Genomic DNA, 17039 nt, shown 5'->3' on the forward strand with positions numbered 1-17039 from the left:
CATGTGATCGTGTGCGAGACCATCGCCGAACTCGACGCCGCGGTCGCGGATTGCTTCGCCTGCCCGCGACTGGTCGCCTGGCGGGAACGGGCGGCCAGGGAGAAGCGCGCGGCGTACCGTGACGAAACCTATTGGGGCAGGGCGGTTCCCGGTTACGGCCCGGATGACGCTCAGCTGCTGATCGTCGGGCTCGCCCCGGCCGCCCACGGCGGCAACAGAACCGGGCGAATGTTCACCGGCGACCGCAGTGGGGATTTCCTCTACGCCGCCATGTACAACGTCGGGCTGACCAATCAACCTACGGCGGTGCACCGCGATGACGGACTGCGGCTGATCGGTGCTCGGGTCACCGCACCGGTGCACTGCGCGCCGCCCGACAATAAGCCGACACCTGACGAGCGAGACCGCTGCAGTCACTGGTTGAAGACCGAATTGGGCCTGCTCACACCGACATTGCGGGCGGTGGTCGTACTCGGCGCATTCGGCTGGCAGGCACTGCTTCCGGTACTTGCCGCATCGGGCTGGACCGTGCCGCGTCCGCGTCCCAAATTCGGGCACGGCGCTCACGTTGTGCTGCCGCCGACCGTCGATGATCGTGCGCCGCTGCACCTGTTCGGCTGCTACCACGTCAGCCAGCAGAACACCTTCACCGGTCGGCTCACCCCCGAAATGCTCGAAACAGTGCTGGCCGCCGCGGCGACCGCTGCGGGTCTTCCTGGCCGCCGGAGCTGAGCGGAAGACTCAGGACGGCGCGGTGATCTTGGTAATGACGGTGATGCCCTCGTGGGGCGCGACGGTGACGAACTGTCGATAGGTGCGCACCGTCGCATCTAGTCGGAACTCGGTGATGACGACGTCGAAGCGACCGTCGGGCATCGGGGTGATCATTACGCAGTGCTGGGTGCCGGGCGGAATCGATTTGATGCCCGCATCGATCAACGCGACCGCGGACACCGCCGCATCCGCCGTGGTCAGCGCGCGGGCATCCGCGCCCGAGCGGGTCACATAGTAGGCATATTGGAAGGCCAGGATCACATCCGGCCCGGATTCGGTCGACCCGGTTCCGTTGCCGCGCACCAGCTGTTCGGTGCGCGTCGGCTCGCAGTTCGGTCCGCCGCCGAGCACCCGATCGGTGATCGTGGCCGTCGACTGCCGGGTATTGCTCGCCTCGGCCGTGTACACGAGCACCAATGCCACCGCCGCCAGCGTCCCGAAGACCGCGGCACTGCCGACCAACCAGGGCCGACGCGGCGGACGCCGCTTCCGACGGTGCGGGCGCGTCGGGGGGAGGACACGTGGCGCGGGGCCGGGCGGGAGCATGCCCGGCCACAGCGGATCGACCGAGCGACTCCCCCGCGTGCCGACGTGCCGGGGGATGGCAGCCGGCGGGGTGGGTGAACTCTGCGCGGCGGTATTGCCGCCGGACTCGGCTGTGTTCGACGACACCATGCTCTCGCCACACCCCTTCACCGGTGCCGCTGGGGCGACCCTTTCAATGCCGTTGTGCAATAACAAGATTGCATAGATGCGTCGGTAAGGCGACAGAATGGGCCGGAGAGAACCGGTCAATGGACCAGCACGCTACGCCCGAACCGCCCGCGGATGAGCGCGGTTCCTGCGACTTTGGAGGTTTCCCACAAGCGCCGGGCCGAAGGTTCGTAATGACGGGCATACCATGAGGAATCCGCGCCGGTATGCTCTTCCGGGAACGATGTCCAGCGAAAATACCAGCTCAGCAGCGCATTTCGGTGCATGCGGCGGCATAGTAGAACGCCTGCGACGATGCCGCACGACAACGATGTCCGGCCGCCGTAGTCCGTCGAACGCCTGTCCAATTCAGATAAGGCACTCGCCAGGACACCGAAAACCGCGTTATCGGAAGAGAAACCAGGAGCGACTCTCGTGCGAAACCTCTTTGCTGCCGACGGGCGATTCCCGAATGTCGTCGTGACGAGTCTCGCGGCGACCACCTCCATCGCGGGTGATGTCGACGCGACTTGGAAGGGACTCCTCAACGGCGAAAGCGGAATCGACGTGCTGGAGGATCCCTTCGTCGAGGAGTACGACCTGCCCGTCCGCATCGGCGGTCACTTGAAGGTTCGCCCCGAAACCCTGCTGACGCGGGTCGAACAGCGTCGGATGGCCTACGTCGAGCAGCTCGCGACGGTGCTCGGGCGCGAGGTGTGGCGCAATGCGGGCAGTCCGGAGGTGGATCCCGAGCGGCTCGGTGTGGCGATCGGCACCGGGCTCGGCGGCGCGGATGCGATCACCGATGCGAACACCAAGCTGAAAAACGGTGGCTACCGCAAGATTTCGCCCTTGGCCGTGCAGATGATCATGCCGAATGGTCCCTCGGCGGTCGTGGGTCTGGAATTGAAGGCGAAGGCAGGCGTGATCACGCCGGTCTCGGCGTGCTCGTCCGGGTCGGAAGCGATTGTCAACGCCTGGCGCATGATTGCGATGGGTGACGCCGATATGGTCGTCACCGGCGGCGTCGAGGGATACATCGATGTACTCCCGATCGCGGCGTTCACCATGATGCGCGCGATGAGCACCCGCAACGACGACCCGAAGGGCGCCTCGCGTCCCTTCGACAAGGATCGCGACGGTTTCGTCTTCGGCGAGGCCGGTGCACTGATGGTCATCGAGACCGAGGAGCATGCCAAGGCCCGTGGCGCGACGATCCACGCGCGCCTGCTCGGTGCCGGCATCACTTCCGACGGTTACCATTTGGTCGCTCCGGCCCCTGATGGCGATGGCGCGGCACGTGCGATGACCCGGGCCATGCAGATCGCAGGTCTCACCCCGAAGGACATCACCCACATCAACGCCCACGCGACCGCTACCCCCATCGGTGACACCGCCGAGGCGAACGCGATCAACAAAGCCGTGGGTAACCACGCTTCGGTCTATGCGCCGAAATCCGCACTGGGACATTCGATCGGCGCGGTGGGCGCACTGGAATCGATTCTGACCGTGCTCAGCATCCGCGACGGCGTCGTGCCGCCGACCCTGAACCTGGACAACCTCGATCCCGAAATCGATCTGGATGTCGTGCACGGCGAGGCGCGCAACCAGGAGATCGAGTACGCGATCAACAACTCGTTCGGCTTCGGCGGGCACAATGTCGCACTCGCCTTCGGCCGGTACTAGCGAACGAGAATGGCACGCGGGTAGAGCAGCTGGAATCCGAGCTTCTGCACGTTCTGCTGCGACTTCGAACCCGGCAGTGTCGTAACCACCGCGAGGTCACAACCGGCGGCCGCCGCGGCGGCGAGGCGCATCGACAGCAGTGCGCCCTGCACACCGCGGCGGCGGAATTCGGGAAGGGTTGCCGCACCGCATAATTGGGCTACGCCGTCGCTGAGGCGCAGGCTCGCGCCGCCGACGGGCTTACCGTCGATCATGGCGAGCGAGCCGACGAAACCGCTCGTCGCGGTGAGGTCCCGCTCGGCCTGTTCGACGGCCTCGCGCGGGAATTCCTCGTGCGAGGCGACGCCCTGGGTATCCGGGGCGGCGAAGCCGTCGACGACGACGTTCACCCAGGTCTCGAATTCGTCGTGCCCGACATCGCGGATCTCGATGTCCTCGGCCGGCTGCGCCTGCCGCCCAGGCTCGAGCCGCAAGCCCAACACGTTCTCGAATCCGAACAGCACGTAGCCGCGGCGCGTCAGGCGTTCGACAACGGCCGGATCGGCCAGCGTGGAGACCTCGACCTGGACCGGCGCCTCCCGCTCGGCGAAGGCTTGTTCGACCGCGTCCAGCTCGGCGTCATCGAAGGCAGCGCCGTTCATACCGACGCCGACTACCTTGTCGAGCGGTGAACCCGGGCCCGCCCACACCGCGAGGCCGCCGCCGATGGGGCGCACCAGCACTCGCTGCTGCGGGTCCCGGCGGGCGGCCGCGCGAGCGCCCTCCTCGATCAGCGTCCGTTCGGCGTGCTCGACCCGCGCGGCGAGGTCCTGTCCGGCGAACAAACCAGGGGCGAATTCAGTCAGCATGAGGCATTCCTACCTTGTCGGTAGCACTGGATTCACCTGGTTTTACCGCCGGGCGGTTCGGCGTGTCGCTCGTTCTGGTTCGGTCATCGATTCACTTGTGGCCGTCCTGAGCGATAAGGACCGAGCAGTCGGCGTGGCGGGCGGCCTTCTCGGCGGTCGCACCGATGAATCGACCCCAGATCGCCGAATGACCACTGCGGCCGAGGACCAGCAGATCCGCCTCGTGGTGTGCGGCGGCGACGGCGAGTTCATGCGCGGGGTGCCCGGCTCGGATTTCGGCTTCGATGGCTATGCCGCGCTCGGCAGCCGTCTCGGCAGCCGCGGCGAGCCAGCGGCGGCTGGCCACCTCCTCGACCGAGAACTCCTCCTCGATCTCCCCTATCACCGGCCCATAGTGCGGACGATGCTCCTCCACCGCGACCACGGTGAGCACGGACTTATTCGCGGCGGCCAACTCGAGTGCCATCCGCAGAGCTTCCCTGGCGCCGGGTGAGCCGTCGTATCCCACCACGATCCGCTGGAACACACCTCCAGTCTGATCCTCGCTCCGGCGACGCGCTATCCGACCACGGGTGGTGGTCCGAATCCGACTCCAGAAGGTGGTTCGGCAGACGGGCGGCGAACTATCGTGAGCGTATGCCTGTTACCGACGGTACCGAACCGCCAGTCATCTCCGGTGTGCGCCGGTCGTTCGTGACAGCCCGCGATGTCCGGTTCCACGTCACCGAATCCGGACCCGAGGACGGCCGCCCGGTCGTGCTGCTGCACGGCTGGCCACAGCACCACTACGCCTATCGGGATCTCCTCGCCGACCCGCCCGAGGGACTCCGGATCATCGCCCCTGACCTGCCCGGATACGGCTGGTCGGGTCCCGCGCCGCATCGGTGGTCGAAGGAGGAGGTCGCCTCCGATGTGTTTGCGCTGCTCGATGCGCTCGGCCTGGAGCGAGTGCTGCTCGTCGGCCACGACTGGGGCGGCTACATCGGTTATCGCATGGTGCTGCGCGAACCCGACCGCTTCGATGGCTACCTGGTGCTGAATATGGCCCATCCGTGGGTAAAGCCGACGACGGTCATGCGACAGATCTGGCGCTTCCTCACCTACCAGCCGCTGGTCGCCACGGTGGGCGTACCGCTGCAGCAGCGCACCCGCTTCCTCGAATGGCTCATCAGCGGGGCGATCACCGACCGCAGCAAGGTCAGTCCCGAAGTGATCCGCATCTTCGCCGACCGCTTCCGCGATCCGGTCTGCGCCCGCGCCGCCACCGACACCTACCGCACCTTCTGGCTGCGTGAAATCCCGGATGCCGCACGTCATCCCGAACGCCGCCGCGTCACCATCCCGATCCGCGTCCTCTTCGGCGTCGACGACCCCGCCGTCCACCGCTCCCTCGCCGCCGCCGAAACCGCCCGCGGCGCCGACGACTACACCTTCGAACCGGTAACCGGCTGTGGACATTTCGTCGCCGACGAACGCCCCGAACTCGTCCGCGCCCGCTTGATCGAACTCGCGGCAGACACGAAGTAGCCCATGCCACTCCGGCTTTCGCGCCCATGCCTGGATAATGCGACCGTTGGCCGAACTGAGGAGAGACACCCGTGAGCGAGCGAATCAACAGCACAGCGCCCCTCGGGCATGGCCGTGCCGAGCGCTAGCGAGGCGCGGTCATGAGTCGACTGGCAGTCGTGACCGGTGCGTCGTCCGGCATCGGAAAGGCAACGGCCGCGGCCCTGGTGGCGCGCGGCTTCCAAGTGATCGGGACGAGCCGGAATCCGGAGTCGATCCCGGCCGCCGACCGAGTGGCGGATGTCGACTATCGCGCGCTCGATCTGACCGATGCCGAGTCGATCCGCGAATTCGTCGACGGGCTGGATGGTGTCGATGTGTTGATCAACAATGCCGGCGAAAGCCAGGCCGGACCGCTGGCCGAACTACCGACCACGGCGGTCGAACGGCTGTTCCAGCTCAATGTGCTCGGGCCGGTCGCGCTCACCCAGGCGGTGCTTCCCGGAATGCGGAGCCGTGGATATGGGCGGGTGGTCATGGTCGGCTCGATGCTCGCCAGTTTTCCGATGCCGTACCGGTCCTCTTATGTCGCAACCAAGGCAGCCGTGCGGGGATTCGCCACGGCGGCTCGATTCGAGGAGTCGCCGTTCGGCGTGTGGATCACCGCCGTCGAACCGGGCCAGATCGATACCGGGCTGCGTGAGCGGCGCACCAAGTACATCGACGAGAACTCCCCGCACACCGCGGATTTCACCCGCTTCATGACCGCTCTCGATCAGCAGCAGGCCAAAGGCATTACGCCACAACGGGTTGCCGCCACCATCGTCGCCGCCGTCGAGGTCCGGCGGCCGCGGCCGCTGTATGCGGTCGGCAGCAATGCACCCGCCATGTTCGCGCTGCGTCGCCTGTTGCCGCGCACGGTCATCGAGAAGGTCATCGCCAGGGCCTACGGGTTGTCCCGGTGATCGCTTGCGGCTCGGATCGGTGATCATCGGCGGCATATACGGCACCGGCTGCAGCTGATAGGTCCACGGCAGATACGCCCGTTCGCCTCGAACAACTGCCGGGCGATTTCCGCCGATGCCGACAAGGTTCGCGACGCAGCGCAGCCGCGAGGCAAATGAGTCGTCTACCTGCTGCGGCGGTGAGGCCGGAACGGCAATACGCCGTCGAATACCAGCCGAGTGTCGCCGCCTTGTTCATCTGTACCGCGATATACCCGACTCTGTCCTCGGCAGCGTCGAAGTCACCGCGATAACCGCCCGACCGGCATCGCGGATTATGCGGTCGAGGTCGTCGATGATGTCGCTGATCGCATCTCGGGTCCGATCCGCCTGCGCGGATGCGGCTGGCTCCCTGTCGAATTCGATACCGATCTTGTTGAGCTGCAGTCCGGTATCGAGCAGACTTCGAACCAGGTTATCCGCAATTTCAGCGAAAGCGACTGCGTCACTGTCCCATTCGCCGCTCTCGGGCTGTCGATGCGTGGCGATATGGTCTAACTGCTTGTCCCACATAATAATTCCTCTTGCCGGACAGATTCACTGACTGCCACGGCCGCCGTTGCCTGGAATTCGTTCAGCGCCGGAAGTACCCCGCATCCAGCTACCGCAAACTCCTCGAGCCGCAGCGGTGGTCTCCGGCCACGAACATATGTTGCGCGAAGTATGCTGAGCCTATTGCCATGAGTGCCGCAGCGGAGCAGTGTGAATATGTCGGTGGCGCCACCGGGGTGCTGCCCTGAACACCGAGGGAGTCGCTCGTGTACGCACGTTCTACCACTATTCAGGCGCAACCCTCCGCTATCGATGCCGGGATTGCGCACGTACGTGACGAAGTAATGCCGGCTGTTGAAGACATACCCGGCTGTGTCGGACTATCGTTGCTGGTCGATCGCCAGTCCGGCCGGTGCATCGTTACTACCTCATGGGAAACCGAGGATGCGATGAACCGCAGCGCTGACCGGGTTCGCCCCATTCGAGATCGTGCGGCCGCGGCATTCGGCGGCGGCGGCACCCAAATCGAGCAGTGGGAAATCGCCGTCCTACATCGTGACCACCGCGTCCAGCAGGGTGCCTGCGCCCGCGCAGTCTGGATGAGGACAAACCCGGATCGACAGGACGCGGGAATCGAGACCTACAAATCCCAAGCCCTGCCCGGCATGGAATCTCTCGAGGGTTTCTGCAGCGCGAGCCTCCTGGTCGAGCGCGGATCCGGCCGTGGCGTCTCCTGCGTCACCTTCGACACCGCCGACGCGATGGAACACAATCGCGAAGAGGCAAACGCTCTGCGCGAGCGAATCACCCGTCAAGCCGGCATGGAGGTGGTCGACATGTGCGAATTCGAGTTGGCCATCGCCCACCTCCGCGTCCCCGAATTGGTGTAGATCGCACGGCTGCGACTCCCGACCGGTTGACCGGTCGGGAGTCGTCGGCGTCATTATCTTGTCGTACTGCGACATCGGAGCCACAAGCTAGCCCCTGGGAATCAAGCTCCGTAGAGCGCCCGGAGTTCGCGTTTGTACACTTTGCCCGATTCGTCCCGTGGCAAGGCCGTGACCACGCGCACGTGCGCCGGAATCTTGTAGCGAGCAATGCGGTCGGCGAGACCCGCACGAATCACACTCTCGGTGAGCGTTGCCCCGGATCGCGCAACGACATGTGCGGCGACCGCTTCCCCCAAATCGCCCGCATGTGGGACGCCGAATACGGCAACGTCCTCTACCCCATCGAGAGAAGCAATAGCGGCCTCGATTTCGGCAGGGTAGATATTGACGCCTCCCGAGATAATGATCTCGCTGGAGCGCCCCGTGAGGTAGAGATAGCCGTCGTCGTCGAGGTACCCGGTGTCACCCACGTCGAGGAAGCCGGGAACCGGACTGGCCGCCCCGGCATCGCGGTTTAGGTACCGAAATTCGGGCCAGTAGTCGGCACCACGAACGAACACATTCCCGATCTCGTTCGGCAGCAACGGTTTTCCGTCTTCGGTAGCGACAACGACATCGGAACCGTCTGTACCACGGCCGACGCTCCCCGGATGTGCGAGCCATTCCGTGGCACTGATCCACGTAACAGTGCCCGCCTCGGTACAGCCATAGAACTCGATCACCGCATCACCGAACCACTCGATCGCCGCGCGTTTGACAGCGGGCGGGCACGGCGCCGCGGAATGGATGAGGTGCGTCAGACTGGAAACGTCATAACGACAAGCGATTTCGGCAGGCAACGACAACAGCCGCGACAGCATCGTGGGCACCACCTTGGCCTGCGTAATCCGACGCTCCGCTACAAGCTGCAGAAATCGCTCCGCATCCCAACGCGGCATGATCGTAATATTGGTCCCCATCCGCAGCGCCAACACCGCCACCGCATTGGGACTGGTGTGATACAGCGGCCCAGCCACCAACATCTGCCCACCCGGAGCCAATCCCATCCGTTTCGCCGTACCACCCGCGATGGACAACAGCTGATGCGGCGTCATACGTTCGCGGAGAACACCTTTCGGCGTTCCCGTAGTGCCCGATGTGTAGATAAGCCCCATCGAATCCGCAATCGCACCATCGAGATAACCGAGCGGGTCAGGACGATCTCGGATCCACTGCTCAACAGTGCTGTGCTGACCAGTGGGCTGCGCCAACGCCACATCGAGCCCCGCCTCCTCGAGCAGTTCAGTCGGCATAGCGACCTCGATAATCATCGGCCCCACCCCGGCTGTCTCACAAGCCTTCTCGATGGTGTCGATGAACTCTGTATGCGCGAGAACGACGCGAGCGCTGCAGTCTTCGAGGACATGCGCAACCTCGGCGGCCCGCCAGCCCGTATTGATAGGAACGGGATTGGCCCCACAGGCAGCAATCGCAAGGGAGACCTCGAGAAACTCGATGTCGTTCCGCAACATCACCGCGACACGATCACCACGAGCAATCCCATTCGCGACGAACGCCGAAGCGAGACATCCAGCACGGTGATGCGCCTCGGACTGGGCGCGCATCCGTCCGCCGCAGGCGATCGTCGGAGCAGCCGAGGACGCATCGTTCATGAGCGCATTCTGTCAGGTACGAAGTTGGTGAGCGGTGCTCATGCGCTGGTATGCCGATGCACGCAGCGGCGCAGGTGCTGGACGACCTTGCTCAGAAACGTACTCAGCCATCTACGACGTTGACAGACACCAAGGTCACTGATACTCATATGCTATGACTGGGCCGGATGATTTCGAGTTCGAAGCCGTCTACCAAGGCACGGGTGGCCCGTTCGGGCCGGGCGTCAAACCGCCGTGGAGTATCGGGGAACCCCAGCCGGAACTCGCCGCACTGATCGAGCAGGGCAAATTCCATGGCGATGTCCTCGATGTCGGATGCGGGGAGGCGGCGATCTCGCTATATCTGGCCGAGCGGGGCTACACCACCGTGGGGCTGGATCTGTCGCCGACCGCGATCGAGCTGGCCCGCGCCGAGGCAACCAGGCGCGGCCTGGCCAACGCCTCCTTCGAGGTCGCCGACATCACCACCTTCACCGGCTACGACGGTCGCTTCGACACGATCGTCGACAGCACGCTGTTCCATTCGATCCCGGTCGAGTCGCGGGTGGGCTACCAGCAGTCGATCGTGCGCGCCGCGGCGCCGGGCGCGTCGTATTTCGCGCTGGTATTCGACCGGACCGCCCTGCCCGAAGTACCCGTACCGGGACCGGCGCCGGTCACCGCTGACGAGCTTCGCGAGGCAGTGGAGAAGTACTGGGTGATCGATGAGATCAGGCCGGCGCGAATCCATGGCAACCTGCCTGTCGGCGACTTCGGGCCGACTGCCGACGGCCCGAGATTCCGGTTCGAGGGCATCCGCGACGAACCCAGTGGCCGCAAGTCGGTTCCCGCCTGGCTGCTGTGCGCCCGGCTGGGCTGATCCGCCACAAAGCCAGTCCACAGGCTGCAGGGAACTTACTCGAACGGTATGAACATTTCGTCTCGCCATCGGCCGCGCTCGTCGAGCAGATTCGGGCGTGCCAAGCTGGCGAGGTGAAGTTGGAGGCGGCGGAGATACTCGACATCCTCGATCAGGTGATGGCGATCGTGCAGGCCGGGCCGCAGGACATGAGCTGGCAATCTCGGTATGCGGATGCGGCGGAGCTCGTGGGCGATCTCACCGACCATTCCGAGCTGATTCGGCGAGGTGATATGAGCCGATTGCCCGATCTGAAATTTCTGTTCGTCGCGACCGGCCCGCTGTGTGAAATCGCGGCCAGCAGTGGGTGGTTGCAGACTTACACGGTGCTGGGCAACCAGTTCGATCGGTTGTATGAGCGGTCGCGGTAGCGCGCTGCCGGCCTCAGTCCGGTGAACGGGCCATCCTTGCGACCACGTCCGACAAAGCACTCTGCTGTCGCGGCCGCGCGTTCGACCGGGCGGGTCGCAGGTACACAGCGCCCGTAACGGCTGCGCCCTGATCGCTTGCCGGGCAAGACTTCCTGCGCCTCGGCAATGCGCCGAATGGCAGATGTCCGGTCGATCAAAGGGCCGGTCGTTGAGGGCACCGGCGTTTTTCAGGGGTGTGCCGAACCAGTCGGAGAGTGCTTCGCGCAGCGCGGTCGCGAAGGTGTCGGTGACGAAATGCTGAGGGCCCAACGCTTTTCGAGGCACGAGGCTGGCTATGGTTAGCGGCGACGATCAGCCTACGGGGAGCGTGAAGTGACCGAAACTGCGCGCCTACCGCCGATCGAGGTCATGATCCCGGTGGCAGCCAAGGATCTGCCCGGCCTCGACGCCTGTATCACCGGACTGAGTGCACACTGCCGCAATCCGATCCGATCGGTGAATATCGTCGGGTCCGCGCGCCTGCACGCACAGGTACGGACCGAACATATGGTGCAGTGGATCGATGAGGAAGCGGTCTCACCGACACCGGCCTCCATCGAGGCGGCCCTGCGCACAGCGGGCGGCGATCACCACAATTCGTCCTGGTATTTCCAGCAGCTGATCAAACTGAACTGCTTCCGTATCCTGGCGAGCACGGTCCAGCACATCCTGGTGCTCGACGCGGACTACGCGCTCGTCGACGATGTCGTGTTCGTCGAAAACGATGGCAGATCTTATCTGGCACTCGGCTATCCGCTGCAATGGCGCCTCGACACCCGCCAGCACGCGATCCCCGACCGCCACTCCGCGATCACCGCAGCGACCCGGCTGCTCGCCGAGTGGCGGCCGGTCGACCCCTACAGCGGGATGCAGCATCACATGGTGTTCGACAGACAAATCCTCGCGGACCTGATGCGGCGAGTCGAAGACCAGCACCGGCGACCGTTCTGGGAGGCATTCCTGGCGACGATTGAACACGCCAAATGGACCGGCGCTTCGGAGTATGTGCTCTACCGCCACTTCGCAGCGAAGTTCTTCCCGGAACATATCCGGTCACGACACCTCGACGCCATAGACATCATCCAGCCCGCCGAAAACGCTTTGTGGACATTGACCGACGCTGTCACCAGGCTCCGCCGGGCGGGAGTCAGGGCGATCGGATGCCACAGTTTCCTCAGCTACCGCAACCGAATCGCCACGATGGACTACATACCCGACCAGTTACGCAGCCAACTGCAAACAACACCCGGGGCACTGATGCTCGACCTCAACCAAGGTGCCCTCCACATCACCCCGGCAACGCCACCCCTGGGTCGCGCCGAGCGTCTGCGTCGAACCCCAGGTCGTGGGTGAAGACTCGAACCACGACCACCGAACGCAACCGCAGGCTCCGGGGGTCCGGGCGCGAAGCCCGCCGGGTGGGTGTGGGGCTTCGCCCCCACAAAATACGCGGAACGCAAAAGGCTCATGCTCTCCAAGAGCATGAGCCTGCGATGTGTGGACCTTGGGGGAATCTACTACAACACGAAACGCCAGGTAGAAGCGTTGCAGTCGCTGGTTCGGAAGCTTCCGGATCCCAGTGCGCCCATGCCGTCGACTGCTGCCCGGTCCAAACCCAAGCGGGCACGCCAGCTCGACGCTGCTCAGATTCGGGAGTTGATCGCTGGCTATGAGGGTGGAGCGACGGTGTATGAGTTGGCTGCCCGGTTCGGTATCGAGCGGCGGACGGTCGGCGAGATCCTTCATCGGCATCACGTACCGATGCGCCGCCGTGGCCTGACGCCCGACCAAATTGATGACGCCATCCATCTCTACGGTCAGGGTTGGTCGCTCGCCCGAGTTGGTCGGCACCTGGGTGTAGACGGCATGACCGTTCTGAACAGGCTCCGCGAACGTGGGATCTCTACGAGAGATACCCAAGGACGACCGCGGGCGTAAGTCGACCGTCACAGGTACGCACCCTCGGCGGGTCACACAAAACATGGGCTACTGAAAAACGCCTGGTCATCGTGGGTGTGTATCCCATGTAAAGGAATCGCGATGGCCTGCGGGCATCGGTCAATCGGCCCCGACGCTAATAGTGCGCCAGTGCCCGCAAAATCTGCGCGGCGGGGGTGGTCAGCGGGCACGTCGCCGCGACCAGTTCACGTGCTCGCGGTAGCGGACTCCGGCCTGTCCTTGACTCACGTCTTCCGGGGCAATCGATACCCTACCGACTCAGCAGACGTCCGATAATGCCGAATTGAGTGTTTCCGGGTCAGCCAGCATAGCCGGAAACAGATTGATGACGCCCCTCGGAGAATTAGTCCAGGTCGTGTGGCGGTCGACCTGGCGATGTACCCGAATCAGCCGGTGAAGGACTCGGGGCCGAAGCGGCCCCAAGCGACGAAGGCGGCTGCGGCGAGGTAGACGAAGTTCAGCGCGACGTATTTGTACTGGCCGTAGCGGGCGTGGGTGATCATCGCGCCGATCATCAACAGGATCCAGCACACGGCGGTTACCGGCACCAGCACCGGTGCGATGTCGAGTACGACGGGCAGGACGAGACCGGCTGCGGCTGAGATCTCAACTGCCCCCAGGGTTCTGACGAAACCGGCGCTGGCGTGCTCGGTCCAGCCCCCACCGGACTTTCTGCCCAGTTCGTCCAGCTTGTCCTTGGGCATGAAGGCTTTGGTGAGACCGCCGAACAGGGCGAGGGCAGCAAGCAGCCCGGCAATGATCCAGAGTGCGAGGTTCATGAGCTCTTCTCCTTCAGGGGGCAAGCGGGGCGGAGGTGTTGGCAAGGGCGGCAACGCGGTCGGCGCTGGTTGGGTGATCTACGGAATCGTCATGGAGGTCGATGCCACCGGCCAGCCAGCCGCCATCGATGGTGAACACGCCGCCGGTGATGAACGACGCGCTGTCACTGGCCAGGAACGCGACCAGGTTGGCGACCTCCTCGCTGCGCCCCGGTCGGCGTAGTGGGAATCGGCTAGCGATGTCGAGTTCCTCGCCCATCTTCCGCATGAGATCGTTGCTGGCGATGTAGCCCGGGCAGATGGTGTTGACCCGGATCCCGACTGGACCCAGTTCCAGGGCAGCCGACTTCACCAAACCGATCACACCGTGTTTCGACGCCGAGTACGCCGCTGCCCCCCGATTACCGGTGAGCCCGGCCGCCGAGGAGGTGACCACAACCGAGCCACCACCCACCTCGCGCATCGCCCGACCCGCCGACTGCAAGCCGAGCAGCACACCGCGCAGGTTCACCGCCATCGTGCGGTCCCACTCCTGCAACGGGTAGTCCAGAACACCGGCCCAGTGCCCCGTTCCAGCGTTGAGATGGGCGATATCGACGGCGCCGTAACGGGCAACCGTCTCCCGGACCATCGCATCGTTGTCCTGCGGCGATGCCACGTCGACTCGCAGCCCGAATGCTTCGCCACCAGCAGCAGTGATCTCCTCGGCCGTCCGCTCGACACACTCGATGTTTCGTCCGGCGCAGCACACCCGCGCTCCCAGCCCAGCCAGCGTTGCCGCGGTCGCCGCGCCGATGCCGGACCCGGCCCCGGTCACAACCGCTACCTTCCCGGCCAGTGAAGCCGTTCCTTGCTCCGTCATCAATTGCATCCTTTCCCTGATCCGAGGTCGAGTCCTCGGTCCACCATGAGACGTCGGCGACTCGATCCTCTGTGACACCGCAGCTACGTGACGCGCGCCACAAGCAACTGATCGGCATCAGCCCATTTCCTGGGCGGCTGCCACGACGGCCAGACAGAACCGCGCGCAACGCCGCTCCTGCTTGTCGTTGTGGTGTCACAAAAAACGGTGGGCCGGTGTCGTATGGATGACCTAGTCGAGAGTCGAGAGACAGGAGCTGCCCATGGTCGGCACGTTGCGGACCGCGCCGGAGATCGCGGCGAGGCATGAACCACGACAGCCGCCCAGCCCCGCTACCGAGGTGTTCCTCGCCCACCGCAACCTGCTCTTCACCGTCGCCTACCAGATACTCGGCTCGGTTGCCGACGCCGAGGACGTTGTGCAGGAAACCTGGCTGCGGTGGGTGAGCGTCGATCTCGCCATGGTGCGGGATCAGCGCGCCTACCTGGTCGGGATCATCACCCGCCAGGCGCTCGACCGACTGCGTACTCTCAACCGGCGCAAGGAGTCCTACATCGGCACCTGGTTGCCCGAACCGGTGCTGACCGCGCCCGACGTGGCCGAGGACGTCGAGCTGGCCGACAGCATCTCGATGGCGATGCTGCTGGTGCTGGAGACCCTCACACCCACCGAGCGGGCGGTGTTCGTGCTGCGCGAGGTCTTCGAGACGCCCTACGACGAGATCGCCGAGGCCGTCGGAAAGTCCGCGGCCACGGTTCGCCAGATCGCTCGGCGAGCACGCGAACATGTGGCGGCTCGGCGCCCGCGGGTGCAGGTGAGTCGATCCGAGCAGCAGGCCGTGGTGGAGCGGTTCCTGCTCGCGTTGCGAACCGGGCAGTTGCGGGACCTGATGGACATCATGGCGCCGGAGGTGGTCCTGATCGCCGACGGTGGCGGGCTGGTGACCGCGAGTCAGGCCCCCATCCACGGGGTCGAACTGGTGGCGAAGTTGCTCGCGCGCCTGAACCGGGTGGTGGCCACGTTCGAGACGACGACCGTGTGGCTCAACGGTGCGCCAGCGGGCCAGATCGAGATCGACGGTGAACCGGCCGCGCTGAGCCTCGTCGTGGAGAACGGGCGGATCATCCAGATCTACGCGATAGCAAACCCGCGGAAGCTGACGCGGCTGGATCAACCGGCCGAACTCGCCCGGTAGACCCGACAGTGAGCACTCGCGGTCAGGTTCGAGCTCAGGCTATGGCACCGTGAGTTCCATTCTTGACAATCGGTCCTCGTCGGCGACTGCGTTGATCCCGGCGATGTGCTCGCCCGCGAATCGGATGGTCATCACCAGCATCAGCGTGCCGCTCGGGGCCAGTACCAGGCCTGGCTCGCCGTCGAGCATGATCGCGCGGGCAACCTGCGCCTTTCCGCAGAACGCTTCGGCGAGGACTCGGCCACCATCGAAGTCGGTCCCCGCTCCCAGCAGGCGTGCGGCCTCGTCAGTGCGATAGCTGACGTCCGGGTCGAGCATCGCCAGCAGCGCCTCGAAATCGCCGTTCTGCGCGGCCCGCAGGAACACCTCGACAGCGCGGTATTGCCGCATCCGGTCCTCGCTGCCCGCCCCGGAGTCGCCTCGAACCCGTCGACGCGCCCGGCTGGCGATCCGCTGCGTCGTCTCGGGGCTGCGGTCCACGATCGGGGCGATGTCGGCGAACGATACGGCGAACAGGTCGTGCAGGACGAAGGCGATCCGTTCGGTCGGCGAGAGCTTGTCCAAGACCACCAGCAGCGCCAAGCCGACAGAGTCCGCCAGCAAGGCCTCCTGCTCAGGGTCGGTCCCAACTCGCGTCCCGAGGCTTGCGCCGTGTTCGTCGAGGGAGTCCTCGCGACGCGATTCGCGGGATCGGAGCATGTCCAGGCAGACCCGGCCCACCACGGTCGTCAGCCATCCGGCCAGATTCTCGACGCCACCGGTGTCGGCACCGGCAGCCTTGAGCCAGGTCATTTGGACGGCGTCGTCGGCCTCGCTGAGCGACCCCAGCATCCTGTAGGCCACCGCCCGCAAGTGGCTCCGATGCTCCTCGAAGCGCGCCGCGAGCAGTTCTTTTCCGTTCATGTGTCTGGTTTCCTCGCCGTCACCCGTCAGAGAAGCAGCAAGCCATTCCGACACCAATATTGGAGGCAGTCAATCATGAACGTCGCTCTGTGGATCGTCGCCGGGGTGCTGGCAGCCGTGCTCCTTGCCAGCAGCGCCAAGATCGTGATCCCCAAAGAGAAGATTCTGGCCGCCGGCGGGTACGCCGCATGGGCCGAAGCTTTCAGCCCGACCGCCCTGAAAGCCCTTGGGGTGGTGGACCTCCTGGGCGCGGCCGGGTTGATCCTGCCCGCCGTGCTCGGCATCGCACCGATCCTGGTGCCGGTGGCAGCGACCGGCACGGCCCTGCTGTTCACCGGGGCGATCATCGTGCGGGTCCGGCGCGGCCTGTGGGCAACAGCCGTCGCCGAGGTGCTCTACCTGGCCATGGCCGTCTTCGTGGCCTGGGGCCGCTTCAGCCTCGAACCCTTCGCATGACTCAGCTTTTGACCCGAACCGGCCGCACGCCT

At 65.1% G+C, this 17039-nt stretch carries 18 protein-coding genes; 10 read left to right on the forward strand and 8 right to left on the reverse strand.

Features of this window, described 5'->3' with window-relative positions; all coding sequences use genetic code 11:
* The first annotated feature begins 9 nt into the window (after positions 1 to 9).
* Positions 10 to 732 (forward strand): uracil-DNA glycosylase, encoded by a 723-nt coding sequence (locus OIE68_RS26550; protein ID WP_327093803.1) that lies wholly within the window; start codon positions 10 to 12, stop codon positions 730 to 732.
* Positions 733 to 741: 9 nt separating this feature from the next.
* Here OIE68_RS26550 and OIE68_RS26555 read toward each other — a convergent pair whose 3' ends face one another.
* A complete protein-coding gene (locus tag OIE68_RS26555) occupies positions 742 to 1449 on the reverse strand; it encodes a hypothetical protein (protein ID WP_327093804.1) in 708 nt (235 codons plus the stop codon).
* Between the two features lie 453 nt (positions 1450 to 1902).
* On the opposite strand from OIE68_RS26555, the gene OIE68_RS26560 reads away from it, so the two are divergent.
* On the forward strand, positions 1903 to 3153 hold the full coding sequence (locus OIE68_RS26560) for a KasA/KasB family beta-ketoacyl-ACP synthase (protein ID WP_327093805.1): 1251 nt from the start codon (positions 1903 to 1905) through the stop codon (positions 3151 to 3153).
* On the opposite strand, the gene OIE68_RS26565 is transcribed toward OIE68_RS26560, so the two are convergent.
* Together OIE68_RS26565 and OIE68_RS26570 are read right to left on the reverse strand one after the other, a co-directional pair.
* Entirely contained in the window at positions 3150 to 4001 is an 852-nt protein-coding gene (locus tag OIE68_RS26565) for a GNAT family N-acetyltransferase (RefSeq protein WP_327093806.1), read from the reverse strand. The two genes, OIE68_RS26560 and OIE68_RS26565, sit on opposite strands and share 4 nt — an antisense overlap.
* 91 nt (positions 4002 to 4092) lie before the next feature.
* Positions 4093 to 4527 carry a universal stress protein gene (locus OIE68_RS26570; protein ID WP_327093807.1) on the reverse strand — a complete coding sequence of 145 codons (435 nt, stop codon included), beginning with the start codon at positions 4525 to 4527 and terminating at the stop codon, positions 4093 to 4095.
* Between the two features lie 110 nt (positions 4528 to 4637).
* Between OIE68_RS26570 and OIE68_RS26575 the strand changes: the two genes are divergently transcribed.
* Together OIE68_RS26575 and OIE68_RS26580 are read left to right on the forward strand one after the other, a co-directional pair.
* Positions 4638 to 5528, forward strand: a complete 891-nt coding sequence (locus tag OIE68_RS26575) for an alpha/beta hydrolase (RefSeq protein ID WP_327093808.1) — start codon at positions 4638 to 4640, stop codon at positions 5526 to 5528.
* Between the two features lie 140 nt (positions 5529 to 5668).
* Positions 5669 to 6472: an SDR family oxidoreductase gene (locus OIE68_RS26580; RefSeq protein WP_327093809.1), complete on the forward strand. Its 804-nt coding sequence runs from the start codon at positions 5669 to 5671 to the stop codon at positions 6470 to 6472.
* Positions 6473 to 6706: 234 nt separating this feature from the next.
* Here OIE68_RS26580 and OIE68_RS26585 read toward each other — a convergent pair whose 3' ends face one another.
* Positions 6707 to 7024: a hypothetical protein gene (locus OIE68_RS26585; protein ID WP_327093810.1), complete on the reverse strand. Its 318-nt coding sequence runs from the start codon at positions 7022 to 7024 to the stop codon at positions 6707 to 6709.
* Between the two features lie 245 nt (positions 7025 to 7269).
* Here OIE68_RS26585 and OIE68_RS26590 point away from each other — a divergent pair, with 245 nt between their 5' ends.
* Positions 7270 to 7893 (forward strand): antibiotic biosynthesis monooxygenase, encoded by a 624-nt coding sequence (locus tag OIE68_RS26590; RefSeq protein ID WP_327093811.1) that lies wholly within the window; start codon positions 7270 to 7272, stop codon positions 7891 to 7893.
* A 101-nt stretch (positions 7894 to 7994) separates the two neighbouring features.
* On the opposite strand, the gene OIE68_RS26595 is transcribed toward OIE68_RS26590, so the two are convergent.
* Positions 7995 to 9497, reverse strand: coding sequence for an AMP-binding protein (locus tag OIE68_RS26595; protein WP_327093812.1), 1503 nt, complete (start codon positions 9495 to 9497; stop codon positions 7995 to 7997).
* A gap of 202 nt (positions 9498 to 9699) precedes the next feature.
* Here OIE68_RS26595 and OIE68_RS26600 point away from each other — a divergent pair, with 202 nt between their 5' ends.
* From OIE68_RS26600 to OIE68_RS26610, 3 genes are all read left to right on the forward strand, one after another.
* Complete coding sequence (locus OIE68_RS26600) at positions 9700 to 10404, forward strand: class I SAM-dependent methyltransferase (RefSeq protein ID WP_327093813.1); 705 nt, start codon at positions 9700 to 9702, stop codon at positions 10402 to 10404.
* A gap of 113 nt (positions 10405 to 10517) precedes the next feature.
* Entirely contained in the window at positions 10518 to 10814 is a 297-nt protein-coding gene (locus OIE68_RS26605) for a hypothetical protein (RefSeq protein ID WP_327093814.1), read from the forward strand.
* A gap of 372 nt (positions 10815 to 11186) precedes the next feature.
* Positions 11187 to 12206 (forward strand): DUF6492 family protein, encoded by a 1020-nt coding sequence (locus tag OIE68_RS26610; protein WP_327093815.1) that lies wholly within the window; start codon positions 11187 to 11189, stop codon positions 12204 to 12206.
* A 992-nt stretch (positions 12207 to 13198) separates the two neighbouring features.
* On the opposite strand, the gene OIE68_RS26615 is transcribed toward OIE68_RS26610, so the two are convergent.
* The gene (locus OIE68_RS26615) at positions 13199 to 13591 is read right to left on the reverse strand and encodes a DoxX family protein (protein ID WP_327093816.1); all 393 of its coding nucleotides are present in this window, start codon (positions 13589 to 13591) and stop codon (positions 13199 to 13201) included.
* Positions 13592 to 13604: 13 nt separating this feature from the next.
* A complete protein-coding gene (locus tag OIE68_RS26620) occupies positions 13605 to 14453 on the reverse strand; it encodes an SDR family NAD(P)-dependent oxidoreductase (RefSeq protein WP_327093817.1) in 849 nt (282 codons plus the stop codon).
* A gap of 262 nt (positions 14454 to 14715) precedes the next feature.
* On the opposite strand from OIE68_RS26620, the gene OIE68_RS26625 reads away from it, so the two are divergent.
* Entirely contained in the window at positions 14716 to 15648 is a 933-nt protein-coding gene (locus OIE68_RS26625) for an RNA polymerase sigma-70 factor (protein ID WP_327093818.1), read from the forward strand.
* Positions 15649 to 15687: 39 nt separating this feature from the next.
* Here OIE68_RS26625 and OIE68_RS26630 read toward each other — a convergent pair whose 3' ends face one another.
* Complete coding sequence (locus tag OIE68_RS26630) at positions 15688 to 16551, reverse strand: sigma-70 family RNA polymerase sigma factor (protein ID WP_327093819.1); 864 nt, start codon at positions 16549 to 16551, stop codon at positions 15688 to 15690.
* A gap of 75 nt (positions 16552 to 16626) precedes the next feature.
* On the opposite strand from OIE68_RS26630, the gene OIE68_RS26635 reads away from it, so the two are divergent.
* Complete coding sequence (locus OIE68_RS26635; RefSeq protein ID WP_327093820.1) at positions 16627 to 17007, forward strand: DoxX family protein; 381 nt, start codon at positions 16627 to 16629, stop codon at positions 17005 to 17007.
* Positions 17008 to 17039 lie beyond the last annotated feature (32 nt).

Source organism: Nocardia vinacea, from assembly GCF_035920345.1.
In the GTDB taxonomy this organism is placed as follows: domain Bacteria; phylum Actinomycetota; class Actinomycetes; order Mycobacteriales; family Mycobacteriaceae; genus Nocardia; species Nocardia vinacea_A.